The 14616-nt window shown below is 72.8% G+C and carries 11 protein-coding genes and 1 pseudogene; 6 read left to right on the forward strand and 6 right to left on the reverse strand.

Annotation, left to right across the window (positions count from 1 at the left end; all coding sequences use genetic code 11):
- Positions 1–54: 54 nt before the first annotated feature.
- The 3 genes from N4G66_RS09685 to N4G66_RS09695 form a co-directional block, all read right to left on the reverse strand.
- Positions 55–1536, reverse strand: coding sequence for a glycoside hydrolase family 18 protein (locus tag N4G66_RS09685; protein WP_261703596.1), 1482 nt, complete (start codon positions 1534–1536; stop codon positions 55–57).
- 204 nt (positions 1537–1740) lie between these two features.
- Positions 1741–3117 (reverse strand): sensor histidine kinase, encoded by a 1377-nt coding sequence (locus N4G66_RS09690; RefSeq protein ID WP_261703597.1) that lies wholly within the window; start codon positions 3115–3117, stop codon positions 1741–1743.
- Positions 3114–3818 carry a response regulator transcription factor gene (locus N4G66_RS09695; RefSeq protein ID WP_261703598.1) on the reverse strand — a complete coding sequence of 235 codons (705 nt, stop codon included), beginning with the start codon at positions 3816–3818 and terminating at the stop codon, positions 3114–3116. The genes N4G66_RS09690 and N4G66_RS09695 overlap by 4 nt, the downstream gene beginning before the upstream one ends.
- A 156-nt stretch (positions 3819–3974) precedes the next feature.
- Between N4G66_RS09695 and N4G66_RS09700 the strand changes: the two genes are divergently transcribed.
- Entirely contained in the window at positions 3975–4517 is a 543-nt protein-coding gene (locus tag N4G66_RS09700; protein ID WP_261703599.1) for a hypothetical protein, read from the forward strand.
- Positions 4518–4612: 95 nt separating this feature from the next.
- On the opposite strand, the gene N4G66_RS09705 is transcribed toward N4G66_RS09700, so the two are convergent.
- Both N4G66_RS09705 and N4G66_RS09710 read right to left on the reverse strand, forming a co-directional pair.
- The gene (locus N4G66_RS09705) at positions 4613–5518 is read right to left on the reverse strand and encodes a spermidine synthase (protein ID WP_261703600.1); all 906 of its coding nucleotides are present in this window, start codon (positions 5516–5518) and stop codon (positions 4613–4615) included.
- Positions 5519–5767: 249 nt separating this feature from the next.
- Positions 5768–6205: a hypothetical protein gene (locus tag N4G66_RS09710; RefSeq protein ID WP_261703601.1), complete on the reverse strand. Its 438-nt coding sequence runs from the start codon at positions 6203–6205 to the stop codon at positions 5768–5770.
- Between the two features lie 299 nt (positions 6206–6504).
- Here N4G66_RS09710 and N4G66_RS09715 point away from each other — a divergent pair, with 299 nt between their 5' ends.
- Positions 6505–8082 (forward strand): hypothetical protein, encoded by a 1578-nt coding sequence (locus N4G66_RS09715; RefSeq protein WP_261703602.1) that lies wholly within the window; start codon positions 6505–6507, stop codon positions 8080–8082.
- Between the two features lie 40 nt (positions 8083–8122).
- On the opposite strand, the gene N4G66_RS09720 is transcribed toward N4G66_RS09715, so the two are convergent.
- Positions 8123–8719: a histidine phosphatase family protein gene (locus N4G66_RS09720; RefSeq protein WP_261703603.1), complete on the reverse strand. Its 597-nt coding sequence runs from the start codon at positions 8717–8719 to the stop codon at positions 8123–8125.
- Positions 8720–8986: 267 nt separating this feature from the next.
- On the opposite strand from N4G66_RS09720, the gene N4G66_RS09725 reads away from it, so the two are divergent.
- From N4G66_RS09725 to N4G66_RS09740, 4 genes and pseudogenes are all read left to right on the forward strand, one after another.
- Entirely contained in the window at positions 8987–9988 is a 1002-nt protein-coding gene (locus tag N4G66_RS09725; protein WP_261703604.1) for a phosphatase PAP2 family protein, read from the forward strand.
- Positions 9939–11063, forward strand: a pseudogene (locus N4G66_RS09730) (hypothetical protein); the annotation flags it as partial. The gene N4G66_RS09725 and the pseudogene N4G66_RS09730, both read left to right, overlap by 50 nt.
- A 401-nt stretch (positions 11064–11464) precedes the next feature.
- The gene (locus N4G66_RS09735; protein WP_261703605.1) at positions 11465–13060 is read left to right on the forward strand and encodes a hypothetical protein; all 1596 of its coding nucleotides are present in this window, start codon (positions 11465–11467) and stop codon (positions 13058–13060) included.
- Between the two features lie 214 nt (positions 13061–13274).
- The gene (locus tag N4G66_RS09740) at positions 13275–14609 is read left to right on the forward strand and encodes an AAA family ATPase (protein ID WP_261703606.1); all 1335 of its coding nucleotides are present in this window, start codon (positions 13275–13277) and stop codon (positions 14607–14609) included.
- Positions 14610–14616: the final 7 nt, after the last annotated feature.

Consider the following 14616-nt stretch of genomic DNA (forward strand, 5'->3'; position numbering starts at 1 on the left):
AAGTCCGGCCGGGGCGCGCAACCCCCGTTTCACAATGGCTACTTGGCGATACGGCTACTTGAGAGCCGCGAACGCCTTCGAGAAGGCGCCGTCGCTCTGGACGATGGAGCTGCAGACCGCGTCCGCGGTGTTCTTGGCACCGCCGGCGCACTGCTTGTCACGGGCGGCGGACCACATCGAGAGCCAGCCGATGCCCTTGGACTGCGCGAAGGCCACCAACTGCGAGGCGTCGTCGACCTTGAAGATCTCCGAGGACACGTCGTTGACGCCGATCATCGGGGTGATGGCGACCGTCTTCCACGCGGCACTGTCGGAGAGGCCGAGGACGCTCTTGATCTGCGCCTGCGTGGCCGTGGCGGCCTGCTGGGCGAGGTCGCCCATGTCGCCGCTGAACGCGGGGCCGTAGTCCATCGCCATGATGTTCACGGCGCTGATCTTCACGCCGTTGGACTTGGCGTCGGAGAGCAGGTTCACGCCGTCCTGGGTGAGGCCCTGCGGCATGACCGGCAGGGTGAGGGAGACGTCCAGGCCCGGGTGCTGCTGCTGGAGCTTGGCGATGGCCTTCGCGCGGTTGGAGTTCGCGGTCGTGTTGGGAAGCGCGCCGCCCTCGACGTCGAAGTCGACCTTCGTGAGCTTGTAGGCGTCCACGGCCTTGCCGTACGCCGCCGCCAGCGTGTCGGCCGAGGAGCAGGTGGTGGCCAGCTCCGAACCGGAGGCTCCGCCGAAGGAGACCCGGACGTCGCCGCCCTTGGCGCGCAGCGCGCCGATCTGCGCCGCCACCGCGTCACTGGCGAGGTCGCTCACGCCGCCCCACTTCGGCGTGCAGCCGCCGCCGTCGGTGATGAAGGCGAGGTTGTAGTTCTTCACGCCGGTGGCGTCGGCCGCCTTGACCAGGTCGAAGGCCGGGAAGAGGGAGGTGTCGACGTAGGGCGCGAAACCCGCCGAGGTCGTGGTGCCGCCGCCCGAGGTCTGCGTGGGGGACGGGGTGGCGGTGGCAGTGGCGGTCGCCGTCGGCTTCGGGGTCGCGCTCTGCGTCGCGGTCGGGGTGGGCGTGGGCGTCGGGGTCGCGGTCTGCGTCGGACGGCCGCTCGGCTCGGGCGTCGCGCCGTCGTCCACCGAGCACTTGGTGCCGTCGATGACACAGCCGGTGGGGTTCGCGGTGCCGTTCACGACGAAGCCGACGGTGACGGACTCGCCGGCCGCCAGACCGTCCTTGTCCCAGGACGGCGGCTTCACGGTGACGTGCTGCCCGCTCACCGTCGACGTCGCGTCCCACAGCGAGCTGAGCTTGGAGCCCGAGGGCAGGTCGAACTCCAGCGTCCAGTCCGGCTTCGCCTGGCCCGTGTCGTTGGAGACGACGTACTGCGCGGTGTACCCCGTGGACCACTCGCTGGTCCTGGTGTACGCGGCGCCGACGCTCGACGCGTTCGCGATGCCGGTGAACAGGAGGGCGCCACCGCCGGCCACGGCCGCCGCGACGATCCCGCCTATCGCCTTGTTCCTGCCACTGACTTTGCGCCGGTGCGTACTGCTCATCGCGTGTGCCTGCCTTCGCGGATTCACGGGGGGTTCGCTGGGGACGTCCCAGGGGGTGCGGGCATCACGCTAGCGATCCGGAATCGGTCAAACCGCTTGATCCGGGCGCAGGTTGAGGATCTTAGGGTGCGCTTAAGGAAGGCATCGGGAGCCGTTAAAGGTCGAGACCAATGTGGGCGGTTTGGCGCGTCGCACAGCCGTTGCTCAGCGCACGCCCGCGCCACGCCTGCGGCGCCGTACGCTGCCCCGGTGCCCGCTCCGGACCGGTGCTCTTCCGTCCAGCTGGATCCAGATGCGCACCTCGGTTCCACCCAGCACGGAGGAACCGACCCGCACGTCCCCGCCCGTCGACTCCGCGAGCCGCCGCACGATGTCGAGGCCGAGACCCGTCGACCCGTCGTTGCCCGAACCCCGTCCGCGCGCCATCGCCGCGACCGGATCCGCTATCCCCGCGCCCGCGTCCGACACCAGCACGATCACAGCGTCCTCGGCGTTGTGCACGTCGACCGCGAAGGCCGTGCCCTCGGGGGTGTGGCGGAAGACATTGCCGAGGAGAGCGTCGAGCGCGGCCGCGAGGTCGGCGCGGGCCACGGGTATGCGGACCGGCCGGTCCACGCCGGCCACCCGCACCTTGCGGCCCTCGTCCTCGGCGAGCGCCGACCAGAAGTCCATGCGCTCCCGGACGACTTCGGACGCGTCGCACCCGGCACCGACGCCGATCGCCGCGGTCTGCGGTTTGGCCTCCCGGGCTGTCCGGATGATCGTGTCGACCTCGCGCTCCAGCTGCGCGACGGCGGTCCGGGTCTGCTCGGCGGCCGGACCGTCGCCGAGCGAGGCGGTGTTGAGGCGGAGCACGGTCAGCGGTGTACGCAGCCGGTGCGAAAGGTCGGCGGCGAGCTCCCGTTCGTTGGCGAGCAGTTGGACGACCTGGTCGGCCATGGAGTTGAAGGCGATGGCGGCCAGCCGCAGTTCGGTCGGCCCTTCCTCGGGCACGCGGGAGCCCAGCTTCCCCTCGCCCAGCTCGTGCGCGCTCTCGGCGAGGCGCTGCGCGGGCTGCACCATCCGCACGCCCAGCCGGTCGGCGACCGCGACGGAGCCGATGACGAGGGCGACGCCGACCGCGGCGAGGACCGCCCAGGCCGTACCGACACCGTTGCTGACCTCGGCCTCGGGGACGTACACCTCGATGACCGCGATCTCGCCGGAGCTGAGCGCGATGGGCTGGAGCAGCGTGGAGCCGCCGGGCACTTCCGCGGTGGAGGCCCGGCCCAGCCGCCGGGTCATGGCGATGTCCCTGCCGTCGGCGCGCTGCTTGCCGATCTCGACCGCCGGTTTGCCGTCGGCGGCGGGGATGTGCACGCCTATCCCCGCGTCCGAACCGGCCGAGGCCACGACGCGCTCCAGCTCGTCCCGTTCGGTGGTGATGGAGAGCGCGGGCGCGATGGCGGCGGCCTGCCGCTCGGCGTTCGAGAACGCCCGGTCGCGCGCCATCTCCTTGATCACCAGGCCGAGCGGGACCGCGAAGGCGACCACGACCATCGTCGTCACCGCCACGCACACCTTGACCAGTGCCCACCTCATAGCGGCCGCTCCACTCTCGGCGGCTCCAGCTTCACGCCGACGCCCCGCAGGGTGTGCAGATAGCGCGGACGCGCCGCCGTCTCGCCCAACTTCCTTCGCAGCCAAGACAGATGGACGTCGATGGTCTGGTCGTCGCCGTAGGCCTGCTGCCACACCTCGGCGAGCAGTTCCTTGCGCGGCACGACGACGCCGGGGCGCCCGGCCAGGAAGGCGAGCAGGTCGAACTCGCGCCGGGTGAGGTCGAGTCGTACGCCGTCCAGTTCCGCCTGGCGGCGCAGCGGGTCGATGGCGAGCCCACCGACGCGGATGACCGTCGACACGGGCGCGTCGCCCACGGTGGTGCGCGAACGGCGCAGCACCGCCGCCATCCGCGCCGAAAGGTGCTCGACCGAGAACGGCTTTGTCAGATAGTCGTCCGCGCCGGCGTTCAGCAGTCGGACGATCTCCGTCTCGTCGTCCCGCGCGGTGGCGATGATCACCGGGACGTCGGTGATTCCGCGCAGCATCTTCAGCGCCTCGGACCCGTCCAAATCGGGCAGTCCGAGATCGAGAATCACGACGTCGAAGGAGAAATGGGCGACCTCGCGCAGCGCCTCCAGGGCGGTGCCGACGCTGCGCACGATGTGCGCGGCCTCGGTCAGATGCCGGATGAGGGCCGAGCGTACGAACTGATCGTCCTCGACAACGAGCACACTTGCCATGGGCGGCACCGTACGCCATCCGGGCGAGGCCGTCCGGTGCCTGTGGACAACCCTGATTGGGCACCTGTGGACAATCCCGGCCCGATCTCCGCGGACATTCCGGATCTTGCCAGGGCCGTGAGACACCCGTGGTGCTCGTGGTGCAGTATGGCCGCGATGCGCAGAGGACTCGTACACGTACTCGCGTGGTTGCTCGCCACGGGCGCGGCGGTCACGCTGTCGTGGTGGGGTGTCCACACCGTCATGACGGGGACGGCGTACGACCCGCCGCGGGCCCTGCCCATCACGGTTGCCGGTGCGACGGCGCAGGAGACGCGGCCGTTGGCGTCCTCCACACAGCGCCCCGAGCCGTCCCGGAGCGCGCCGAACAGGCCCTCCCCGAGCGCGAAGCCGAGCACGGCACCTTCGAAGTCCGCGCCCGCGAGCAGCAGTCCGACGCCGTCCTCCCCGGCCCCGTCCTCCGCGCCGACGCCCTCCGGGCAGGTCAAGAGCTACGACTCCGACGGCGGCCGGGTCGTCTTCGACATCGCCGCCACGTACGGGACGCTGGTGTCCGCGACACCGAACACCGGCTGGTCCATGCAGGTGTGGAAGACGGACACCTATATCCGCGTGGAGTTCACCTCGGGCGCCGACCGGGTGTCGGTGTTCTGCGACTGGCACGACGGGCCGCCGCATGTGGACATCGGGACGTACTGACCGGGCGGACGCGGCGAGCGGGCGTACACACGCGGCCGGAGCGGACGAGCGGGTGTGCGTGCCGGAGCCGCGGACCGGGGTGCGGCGAGGCCGGGTCAGCGGAACACGGACGGCGGCGGCGCGGGTGAGGCGACCGCCACCGCGTCCGTGACCGGGGAAGCGCCACCCGTGAAGTCCATGAGCTCCCTGCCGTGTTCGACCCGGGCGGGATGCGGGTCGGAGGCGGCGCGGCGGGTCAGTTCGGTGACCGGCAGCGGCCGTCCCGAGGCGACGAGGACGGCGTTCCCGAAGCGTTTGCCGCGCAGCACCGTCGGGTCGGCGACCAGGGCGAGTTCGGGGAAGACGGAGGCCACGGTGGCGATCTGGCCGCGGAGGTGGGCGAGCGGGGGCCCGTCGGCGAGGTTCGCGGCGTAGACCCCGGAGTCCTTCACCGTCCGGCGGACCTCCGAGACGAATTCGACGGACGTCAGGTGTGCCGGGGTGCGCGCGCCGCTGAACACGTCCGCGATGACCAGGTCCGCCCAGCCGTCGGGCACCTTGGCGAGGCCTTCCCGGGCGTCCGTGGAACGCACCCTGATCCGGGCGTTCGGATCCAACGGGAGCTCTCGGCGTATCAGTTGGACGAGGGCCGCGTCACGTTCGACGACCTGCTGGGTGGACCGGGGGCGGGTCGCGGCGGTGTATCGGGCCAGGCTGAGGGCGCCCCCGCCGAGGTGCACGACCTGCACGGGCTTGCCGGGCGGGGCGACGAGGTCGATGACATGGCCGAGGCGGCGCTGGTACTCGAAGCTCAGATAGGCGGGGTCGTCGAGGTCGACGTGGGACTGCGGGGCGCCGTCGATGAGCAGGGTCCAGGCGCGCGCCCGGTCGCGGTCGGGCAGCAGCTCGGCGAGCCCGCCGTCGACGGCCTCCACGACCGCCTCGGCCGCCGTCTGCCCGCGCCGCCCGCCCCGCCCGGTGTCGCGGCCCTCGTCCGCCCGCTGATTCCTCGCCCTTGCCATCCCGCCATTATCGGGGCGCGGCGACGGGTCGGCTCAGCGGCCGGTCATCGGGGTGCCCGGCCGGGCACCGGGAACCGCTCACGGATGCCGTCACCGTCGTGCACGGACGAGGGTCGGCAGGCCTCACCAGTGCGGCCCGCGGAGTACCCGGACCGGCGTCAGCAGGGCTCACGGATGCCGGTCCCGGTCCGCTCCCCCGCCGCGCACCCGCCTCGGGAAACGGCGGTCACCGGTCGCGGCCCGGCCGGGTCAGCGGCAGCCGTCCGCCGCCTCGATCAGCCGCGCGGCCTCGCCCAGCGCGGCCCGCAGCACCGCCGGATCGGTCGCGAGATCCGCATCGCCGGGCGGGAGCAGCCAGTCCGAGCCCTCGACCGGGGGCTCGGGCACCGGCCGCAGACCCCGGCCGTCGGTCTGCGTACAGGTGCTGCCGGGCACGTCCCAGGCTGCGGCGGTGCCGGGCGGCACCAGGAAGCCGAGGGTGTCGCAGCCGCCGTCGTGCAGGACGGACCCCACGAAGTCGGCCGCGACCCGGCGCAGGATGTCGACCGCCTCCAGCCCCTGGCGTGCCGGGACGGTCACCAGGTCGCACTCGGTGGCCGGCCGCAGCGGAACACCGCACTCCTGGGACGGCCTGTGCTGCGCGGTCGACGGCGGCGTACGGAAATCGGTGCTCTGCGTGATCTGCATCCCGGCCTCCAACGGAACCCCTCCTCATGACGAGTGGGTCGGGAGTTCGGGCGGCTCCCGGTCCACCCGGTTCAACGCGCCAGAACGTCAACGGCTACGGCGAAACTCCGCCACAAAGGATGGCAGTTCATGGCAGATCGTGGATGAGATATCCGGTTTGTAGCCAAACCCAGCGTGGCGGCGTTGTCACAGCAGGTACGTTCTTGCCCCGCCGGAAGCAGGGCACCTACTGGGCACAACCCGGTCAACTCGGCCCGAATTCCGGCATGGTTCGACGGTTCGCAAGAGAGGGCCCGGCCATGGCGTCGTCAACGGTGACCTCGTCCCCGTCCCCCCGGCCACCCCGGCCGAATCTCGCCTTCCGGCGGTTGCGCGGCCAGCGCTCCCCGGGCGAGTTCGCCGCGGCGGTGCGGAGGGCCGCGCGCGAGATCGGCGAGCGGGTCAGCTGCGACGCGCGCTACATCGGGCGCGTCGAGGCGGGCGAGATCCGCTGCCCCAACTACGCGTACGAGCGGGTGTTCCTGCACATGTTCCCCGGCCGCACGCTGACCGACCTCGGTTTCACTCCCCGCTCATGGGTACGCGGACGTGGGGCGCGCGACATGGACGAAGCACCCCTCGCGCACCCCACGACCCCTTCGCACGCCCCATATGAGACGGACGGGGCGCGCGAGACGTATGAGACGCCGGGGCCACACCACCCCCGGGCCCCGCACACTGCGCACCACCCGCACGACCCGCACGACCCGCACGACCCCCATGATCCGTACGGCCCCCATGATCCGTACGACCCGCACCACTCGTGCGACCCGTACGACCCGTACGAGAAACACGATCAGAACCACGAGGAGAGCGACGTGCAGCGTCGCGCATTCATGACCGGAGGCACCGCCACCATGGCGGCGGCCTCGCTGGGACCCTTCGCGGGCGCCTTCGGCGGCAGCGCCGCAGCGGCCGGACGACACGTCCACCGGGCGGGTACGTCCGAGGCGGGCGCCCTCGAAGAGGCCGTCCGCAAGATCCGGCTGCTCGACGACCGGCACGGGGCCGACGGCCTCTACCGACGCGCCGCGGCACCCCTGCGCACGGCGTACGCCCTGCTGGACGCGGGCACCACCCGGCAGGCCACCGCCGACCGGCTGTACTCCGGCGCGGGCGAACTGGCCATCTCGGTGGGGTGGCTGGCACACGACTCCGGGCGCTTCGACGACGCGCGCTCGCACTACGCGGAGGCCATCGCGACCGCCCGGATGGCGGGCGACCCGGGTCTTGAGGCACACGCCTTCTGCAACACGGCGTTCCTCGCGCGCGACGCCGGACGCCCCCGCGAGGCCGTGCGCGCGGCCCAGGCGGCCCAGCGCGCCGCACGCCCCCTGGGCTCCCCCCGCCTGCTCTCCCTGCTCGCGCTGCGCGAGGCGGGCGGCTGGGCCGGGCTCGCCGACCGCAGGGGATGCGAGCAGGCGATGGCGCGCGCACAGGCCCTCTACGAGCGGGGCCCTTCGGAGACCGACCCCGAGTGGATGACCTTCTACGGAGAGGCCGAACTGGAGGGTCTCGAAGCGCAGTGCTGGTCGACGCTGGGCGACTGGCCCCGGGCGGCCCGCCACGCACGCCGCGCCGCCCACCTCCAGGACCCGCACTTCACCCGCAACATCGCGCTCTACACCGCCGAACTCGCCGACGACCTGGCCCGCGGCGGTCGCCCCGACGAGGCCGCCCTCGCCGGTCTGCGCGTCCTGGACCTGCTGAACGAGGTGCAGTCCTCCCGCATCCAGACCATGCTGGCGGGAACGGCCCGCGTGCTGCTCCCGCACCGCAGGGCCTCGGGCGTCTCCGCGTTCCTCGACCGCCACGCGAGCCTGCCGCGCACGGCGTGAGGGTCACCGCGGGCCCGGTCGGCCGCTCAGGTGCCGCCGGTCAGGCGCTCAGGTGTCCGCAGTCGTTCCACACCTCGACGGCGGGCTCCCCGTAGGCCCAGCCGAGCACCGACAACGAGGTCGGGTTGAGGCGGATGCGGGCCGCGAAGTCCAGCGGAAGGCCCAGCCAGCGGGCGCCTATGGAACGCAGGATGTGGCCGTGGGCGAAGATCAGCAGATCCCGGTCCTCGGAGCGGGCCCATGACACGACCTCGTCCGCGCGCGCGGTGACCTGCTCCAGGGTCTCCCCCTCGGGGACGCCGTCGCGCCAGATGAACCAGCCGGGCCGGATGCCCTGGATCTCCGCCGGGGTCATGCCCTCGTAGGCGCCGTAGTCCCACTCCAAGAGCGCGTCCCAGGTGCTCGCGCGCTCCCCGAAACCGGCCAGGTCGCACGTCTCGTGCGCGCGCGCGAGCGGGCTGGTGCGCACCTCGACACCGGGGAGCCCCTCGAAGGGCGCCCGGTGGAGCCGCTCGCCGAGCAGCTTGGCTCCGCGCCGCCCCTCTTCCAGGAGTGGGATGTCGGTCCTGCCGGTGTGCTTTCCGGACAGCGACCATTCGGTCTGTCCGTGCCGGGCCAGCAGGATGCGCGGTGCCATGGAGAAGAGCCTTTCCGGAACGGGGCGGCACGAGTGAGAGATGGCTCACTCGATGACGACTTGAGGAGGGGGTCATTCCATCATCGCTCACCACTACTCCGGGCAACCCGGGGGGCGATCTCCGCGTCTTTGAGATCCGGGGCGCCCCTTCGGGGCATTCGCGCACACCGTAAAATCCCGGGGTGGCCACGGACCGTCGTCAACGGACAGCGGACCGTCGGGTCATCACGAGCAGATGGGCACGAGCAGATGGGGGAGGGCGATCGGATGCCGCAGACCGATGCACCGCGTACCGAAGCGGCACCGCGCGCCCGGTCGCGCCGGTGGACCGAGCCGCACACGTCCGCGGCGGAGCGGGCACGGCTCCGCTGGTGGACCGAGGTTCCGCTGATCCTGCTCGTCTACGCGTCGTACACGGCGGGCCGGCTGCTCGCCCGGGGCGACACCGACGGCGCCGTCGGCCACGGCCTGTCGATCCTGCGGATCGAGAAGTCGCTCCACCTCAACGCCGAACATCCGCTGAACCGGCTGTTCACGCGTGAGGCCTGGCTCGGCGTGCCCGCCGACTTCTGGTACGCGTCGCTGCACTACCTGGTGACGCCCGCGATCCTGATCTGGCTCTTCCGCTCCCGGACCGTGCGCTACCGCGCGGCCCGCACCTGGCTGATGACCTCCACCTTCATAGGCCTGATCGGCTTCACCCTGCTGCCGACCTGCCCGCCCCGGCTGCTGTCGCCCGGTCACGGCTTCGTCGACACGATGGCCCAGTACAGCTCCTACGGCTGGTGGGGCGGCGAGGCGAGTGCGCCGCGCGGTATGGGCGGGATGACCAACCAGTACGCGGCGATGCCGAGCCTGCACGTGGGCTGGGCGTTGTGGTGCGGAGTGATGCTGTGGCGCCACGGCCGTACACCGGCCGCCAAGGTCGCCGCCGTCGTCTATCCGCTGTTCACCACGATCGTCGTGATGGGCACGGCCAACCACTACTTCCTGGACGCCGTCGCGGGCGCCGCGGTGATGGGGGCCGGCCTGCTGCTGACCCCGTTCGTGATCCGGGCTGCGAACCGTCTGCGGACCCTTCTCAAGGGCCGCGTCCCCTGGGTCCCGGGTGCCTCGCGGGGCGAGGGTTCCACGATTGTCAGTGCGGGGTGCCAGACTTCCACGGGTGAACGAATTCCCCGACAGCGCGAGTCCCGAACCGGGCCGGGAGCCGAGCAGGGTGCCTCTCCCACGGACGCGGGGGACAGCGCTGCGACAGCAGCTCGCTGAGCTGCGCGGTCCGGACGTGGCGCCGAAGGCGCTCGACGCGCGCGCCCTCGCGGCGCTCGCGGCCAACCCCGGGTGCGACCGCCGCGCCCTGCTGGACGGAGCGGGCGTCGACAAGGCGAAGCTGGCGAGCGCGCTCGGCGCGCCCTCCGCGTTCGGGATGTCGCAGTTCGCCTTCATGCGGGGCAACGCGTTCGAGGCTCGGGTCAAGGCCGACGGCGGTGCCGAGCTGCTGCGGCTGGTGCACGAGAAGCTGGACCCCGGCGCCGAGCCGCCCGGCGCCGGTGCCGTGCCCGACCTGAGCGCGATCGGCCCCGAGGGACGCGCCGCGCGTACGGCGCTGGCGCTGCGCGAGGCCACCGAGGCCGGCGTCTGGACCCTGCTCGACCACCCCATGCTCGCCCTCGACGTCGCGGGCTCGGCCGCCTTCCTGGAGCCGGACGCCGTGGTCGTGCACCCCGACGGCGGCTGGACGGTCGTCGAGATCAAGTCCTTCCCGATGCTGGACGGTTCGGCCGATCCGGCCAAGGTGGGCGCCGCCGCCCGGCAGTCCGCGGTGTACGTCCTGGCCCTGGAGGAGGTCGCCGCCCGCCTCGATCCCGCCCCCGAGGTCCGCCACCGTGTCCTGCTGGTCTGCCCGAAGGACTTCTCCAACCTCCCGACCGCCTCGGCCGTCGACGTCCGCAAGCAGCGCGCGGTCACCCGCCGCCAGCTCGCCCGGCTCACCCGCGTCGAGGACATCGCGGCCGCCCTCCCCGAGGGCAGCTGCTTCTCCCCCGCTCTCCCGGCGGAGGAACTGATCACGGCCGTCGAGGCGGTCCCCGCGACCTACGCCCCCGAGTGCCTGTCCGCCTGCGAACTGGCCTTCCACTGCCGGGCCCGCTCACGCGCGCGGGGCGCGGTGACGTCCATGGGCCGCTCCCTGCGCGCCGAGCTGGGCGGTCTGGCGACGGTCACCGACGTCCTGGCGGCGGCGCATGGCGAGGCCGGCGATCCGGCGGACCCGGCTGTCGCGGCCCTCCGGAGAGCCACCCTGCTGCGGGCGGAGGCCCTGCGCGGCACGGCCGCCGGCGCCCGAGCCGACCAGCCCCGAGTGCCGGTCGCTCCGGCGGCGCGGACCCGTGGGCCGGAAGACCTGGCGCCCGGACTGCCCACGCCCGGAGCCCCGGTTCCGGAAGGCGCCGCACCCGAAACGCCCCTGCCCGGAGCCGCCCGGCCCGAAGTTCCCTCACCCGGACTGCCCGCACCCGGAGCCGCGGTATTGAAGGCCGACGCGCCCGGAACCCCGCTGCCCGGAGCCGCGGTGCTGGAAACCGACGCACCCGGAGCACCGGTGCCCGGAGCCTCCGAACCCGGAATTCCCTCGTCCGGGGTTCCCGGACCCGGAGTATCCGCACCCGGAACCCCAGTGCCCGGAGCCTCCGCTCCGGAAGACCCTGTGCCCGCGCCCGGCGCCTCGGACGGCCGGGAGGCGGGCGTATGTCTCTGATCGCCACCCTCGCGCGGCTGGAGGCCGTGGAGAGCGGGCGGGCGCAGCCCGCCGCCACCGTGCTCCACCGCCATCTCGTCGAACGGCCGCTGGTGTTCGTGCCGCTCACCACCGCGGGCGAGGCCGGTGCCCCGCTGGGCGCGCTCGTCGGCACGGACCGGGACGCGCCCCGGCTGCTGGTCGTACCGCAGCCCCGCGACCGCGACCTGCGCTTCGCCTTCCTCGCGGAGCTGGCGGACATCGTCCTGCCCTACCTCGACTCGTACGCGGACGTGGTCGAGGCCGCCGAGCGCAGCGAGACCGACCCGGAGACCGGCAAGCGCGTCAAGGTCGAGGTAGAGCTGTGCGCGGACGCGCCGCAGCTGATCGTGCCGGGCCGCGCGGGCATCGAGTTCGTCCGCCTCCTCGGGCGCTCCACCCGTTTTCGCCGCACCGCGGAACAGGATCCCGAGACACCGCATCCGGCACCGCCCCGGGTGCCGTTGTTCGGGCGCTGGCTGACCCACTTCGGGGAGCGCGCCCGCGTGCCCGGCTCCGCACTGCTCCTGGCCCTCACCGACGTGCTGTCCCGGCACTGGGCCACCGGCCAGAGCAGCCTGGAGGACCAGCATCTCGGCGCGCTGCTCGCCTGGCTCGATCCGCCCGAGGGCGAGCCGGGCGCCGAGGCCGCGGTGCGGGCCGAGCTCCAGCGGGACGCCCGGGGCCAGCTCGTCTGCCCGCCCGCCGGACCGGCCACGGACCCCGCCTTCGACAACCAGCTGCTGGCCCCCGCCATCGAGCGCTACGACCGCGCGCGCACCGCGCTGGCCGCCGCCGAGGACGGCATCGAGGCGGACGACCGGCTCGGTGAACTCACCGCCGCGGAGCGGGACATCCGGAGACTCGTCGAGCGCGTCACCCGGCCCACCTGGGACGCGGTCTGGCGCGGACTCGACCTGCTGCGCACGCTGCCGGAAGGGGCGCACGCCACCGACCGGTGGACCCGCGACCGCTGGTCGTTCACCGGACACCGCGACCGGGTCGTGGCGGGCGAGCCGCCGCAGCCGCGCCGCGACGACGCGGTCACCGCCGCGAACAAGCTGGCCACCCGCGAGCGCGAACAGGCCCGCCTGGAAGCACAGGAGGCCCTCGACGACCCGCTGGTCATGGCCGGCCGGCGGCTGGCCGGGGAGGCGTTCGCCGGAGAGGTCACCGATGTCGTGATGGCGTACAGCGAGGGCAAGCGGCCGAGCCCCCGCCCGCTGGTGACCGTCCGCACGGACGACCGCCCGCACCTGGGGGAACGGGCCAGGGTGTACCGCTCGCTCGGCGGGAAGCCGCAGGCCGCGGAGTTCGTGGGGCTCGACGACGAGGGCGCCGCCGTGGTGCTGCGGATCGTCGACAAGATGGGGCGCGGCAGGGAACCCGAGGCCGGGTCCCTGCCGGAGAAGGGGGACCTCGTCTGCTTCACCCTCTTCGAGCACGAGCAGCGCGGCGGCGCCAAGCTGCCCGAGCCGGAGGAGACACCGTGGACGCACGGAGGGCCGCCGGGTGAGCCAGGCGCCCTGCCGCTGCCGGACCCGGTGACCGAGGAGGACGTCCTTTGAATCCTCCCCCGGCCAAAGGGGGATTCCTGGCTCACGCCGCCTGCGGGTCAGCAACCCGGCAGGTCTTCTGCGATCAACACCAGCCGGGTTGAAACCAGCCCGGTTTGATACGGCAAAGCTTGGAGGTGCATGTGCTGTCCTGGCTCTCGATCAGCACGGTGTGCGCGCTTGGTTCTCGCACCGCACGGCATGCAGTCCACCTCGGAGGAACCCTGTGACCGCCGTCTTCGACCCGGGCGCCGAGGCCGCCCGCGCCACCGACGCGATCCTGCGCGACACCCTGCACGGCACCGACCACGGTGTCGTGGTCGACTCCCCGCCGGGCGCCGGCAAGTCGACCCTCGTCGTCCGGGCCGCACTCGAACTGGCCGCCGCGGGACGCCCGTTGATGGTCATCGCGCAGACCAACGCCCAGGTCGACGACCTGGTGCTGCGGCTCGCCGAGAAGGCCCCGGAGCTGCCCGTGGGGCGGCTGCACAGCAGCGACTCCGACCCGTACGACAAGGCGCTCGACGGTCTCGGCCAAGTGCGCAAGTCGACGAAGGCGGCCGACCTCGCGGGCCTGGACGTCGTCATCTCCACCGCCGCGAAGTGGGCGCACGTCAAGGGCGTCGAGCCCTGGCGGCACGCGATCGTCGACGAGGCCTACCAGATGCGCTCGGACGCGCTGCTCGCCGTCGCCGGGCTCTTCGAGCGGGCGCTGTTCGTGGGCGACCCCGGGCAGTTGGACCCGTTCTCGATCGTCGGTTCGGAGCAGTGGGCGGGTCTGTCCTACGACCCGTCCGCGTCCGCGGTGACCACGCTGCTCGCGCACAATCCGCATCTGCCGCAGCACCGGCTGCCGGTGTCCTGGCGGCTGCCCGCGTCGGCCGCGCCACTGGTCTCGCACGCCTTCTATCCGTACACGCCGTTCCGCAGCGGCACCGGTCACGACGACCGGCGGCTGAACTTCGGTGTCCCGTCGGACGGTTCGGGCACCGACCGGGTCATCGACGAGGCGGCCGAGTCCGGTTGGGGCCTGCTGGAGCTGCCCGCCCGGCACACACCGCGCACGGACCCGGAGGCGGTGCACGCGGTGGCCGGGGTCGTACGGCGGCTGCTCGACCGGGGTGGTGCGGCCACGTCGGAGCGGGCCGAGGATCCGGTGCCGCTGACGGCCGACCGGATCGCCGTCGGCACGGCGCACCGGGACCAGGCCGCTGCCGTGCGGGCGGCGCTGACCGGCCTAGGCGTCGCGGACGTCACCGTCGACACGGCGAACCGGCTCCAGGGACGGGAGTTCGACGTCACGGTCGTCCTGCATCCGCTGTCGGGGCGGCCCGACGCCACGGCGTTCCATCTGGAGACCGGACGCTTGTGCGTGCTCGCTTCCCGGCACCGGCACGCGTGCATCGTGATCTGCCGGGAAGGAATCACGGAGTTGCTGGACGACCACCCGTCGACCGAGCCCGTACAGCTGGGAGTGACCGTGAAGTTTCCGGATGGTTGGGAGGCCAATCATTCGGTGTTGTCCCATCTGGCGGAACATCGGGTGACGTGGCGGCCCTGAGCCCCGC

It is taken from the genome of Streptomyces rhizosphaerihabitans (genome assembly GCF_025399795.1).
GTDB classification, from domain to species: domain Bacteria; phylum Actinomycetota; class Actinomycetes; order Streptomycetales; family Streptomycetaceae; genus Streptomyces; species Streptomyces rhizosphaerihabitans.

What these genes read in the sequence shown, in the direction of transcription:
- N4G66_RS09710 (WP_261703601.1), bottom strand. Translation starts at nt 6,205, where the DNA reads ATGCAGATCACGCAGAGCACCGATTTCCGTACGCCGCCGTCGACCGCG.
- N4G66_RS09685 (WP_261703596.1), bottom strand. Translation starts at nt 1,536, where the DNA reads ATGAGCAGTACGCACCGGCGCAAAGTCAGTGGCAGGAACAAGGCGATA.
- N4G66_RS09695 (WP_261703598.1), bottom strand. Translation starts at nt 3,818, where the DNA reads ATGGCAAGTGTGCTCGTTGTCGAGGACGATCAGTTCGTACGCTCGGCC.
- N4G66_RS09715 (WP_261703602.1), top strand. Translation starts at nt 6,505, where the DNA reads ATGGCGTCGTCAACGGTGACCTCGTCCCCGTCCCCCCGGCCACCCCGG.
- N4G66_RS09725 (WP_261703604.1), top strand. Translation starts at nt 8,987, where the DNA reads ATGCCGCAGACCGATGCACCGCGTACCGAAGCGGCACCGCGCGCCCGG.
- N4G66_RS09700 (WP_261703599.1), top strand. Translation starts at nt 3,975, where the DNA reads ATGCGCAGAGGACTCGTACACGTACTCGCGTGGTTGCTCGCCACGGGC.
- N4G66_RS09720 (WP_261703603.1), bottom strand. Translation starts at nt 8,719, where the DNA reads ATGGCACCGCGCATCCTGCTGGCCCGGCACGGACAGACCGAATGGTCG.
- N4G66_RS09705 (WP_261703600.1), bottom strand. Translation starts at nt 5,518, where the DNA reads ATGGCAAGGGCGAGGAATCAGCGGGCGGACGAGGGCCGCGACACCGGG.
- N4G66_RS09735 (WP_261703605.1), top strand. Translation starts at nt 11,465, where the DNA reads ATGTCTCTGATCGCCACCCTCGCGCGGCTGGAGGCCGTGGAGAGCGGG.
- N4G66_RS09690 (WP_261703597.1), bottom strand. Translation starts at nt 3,117, where the DNA reads ATGAGGTGGGCACTGGTCAAGGTGTGCGTGGCGGTGACGACGATGGTC.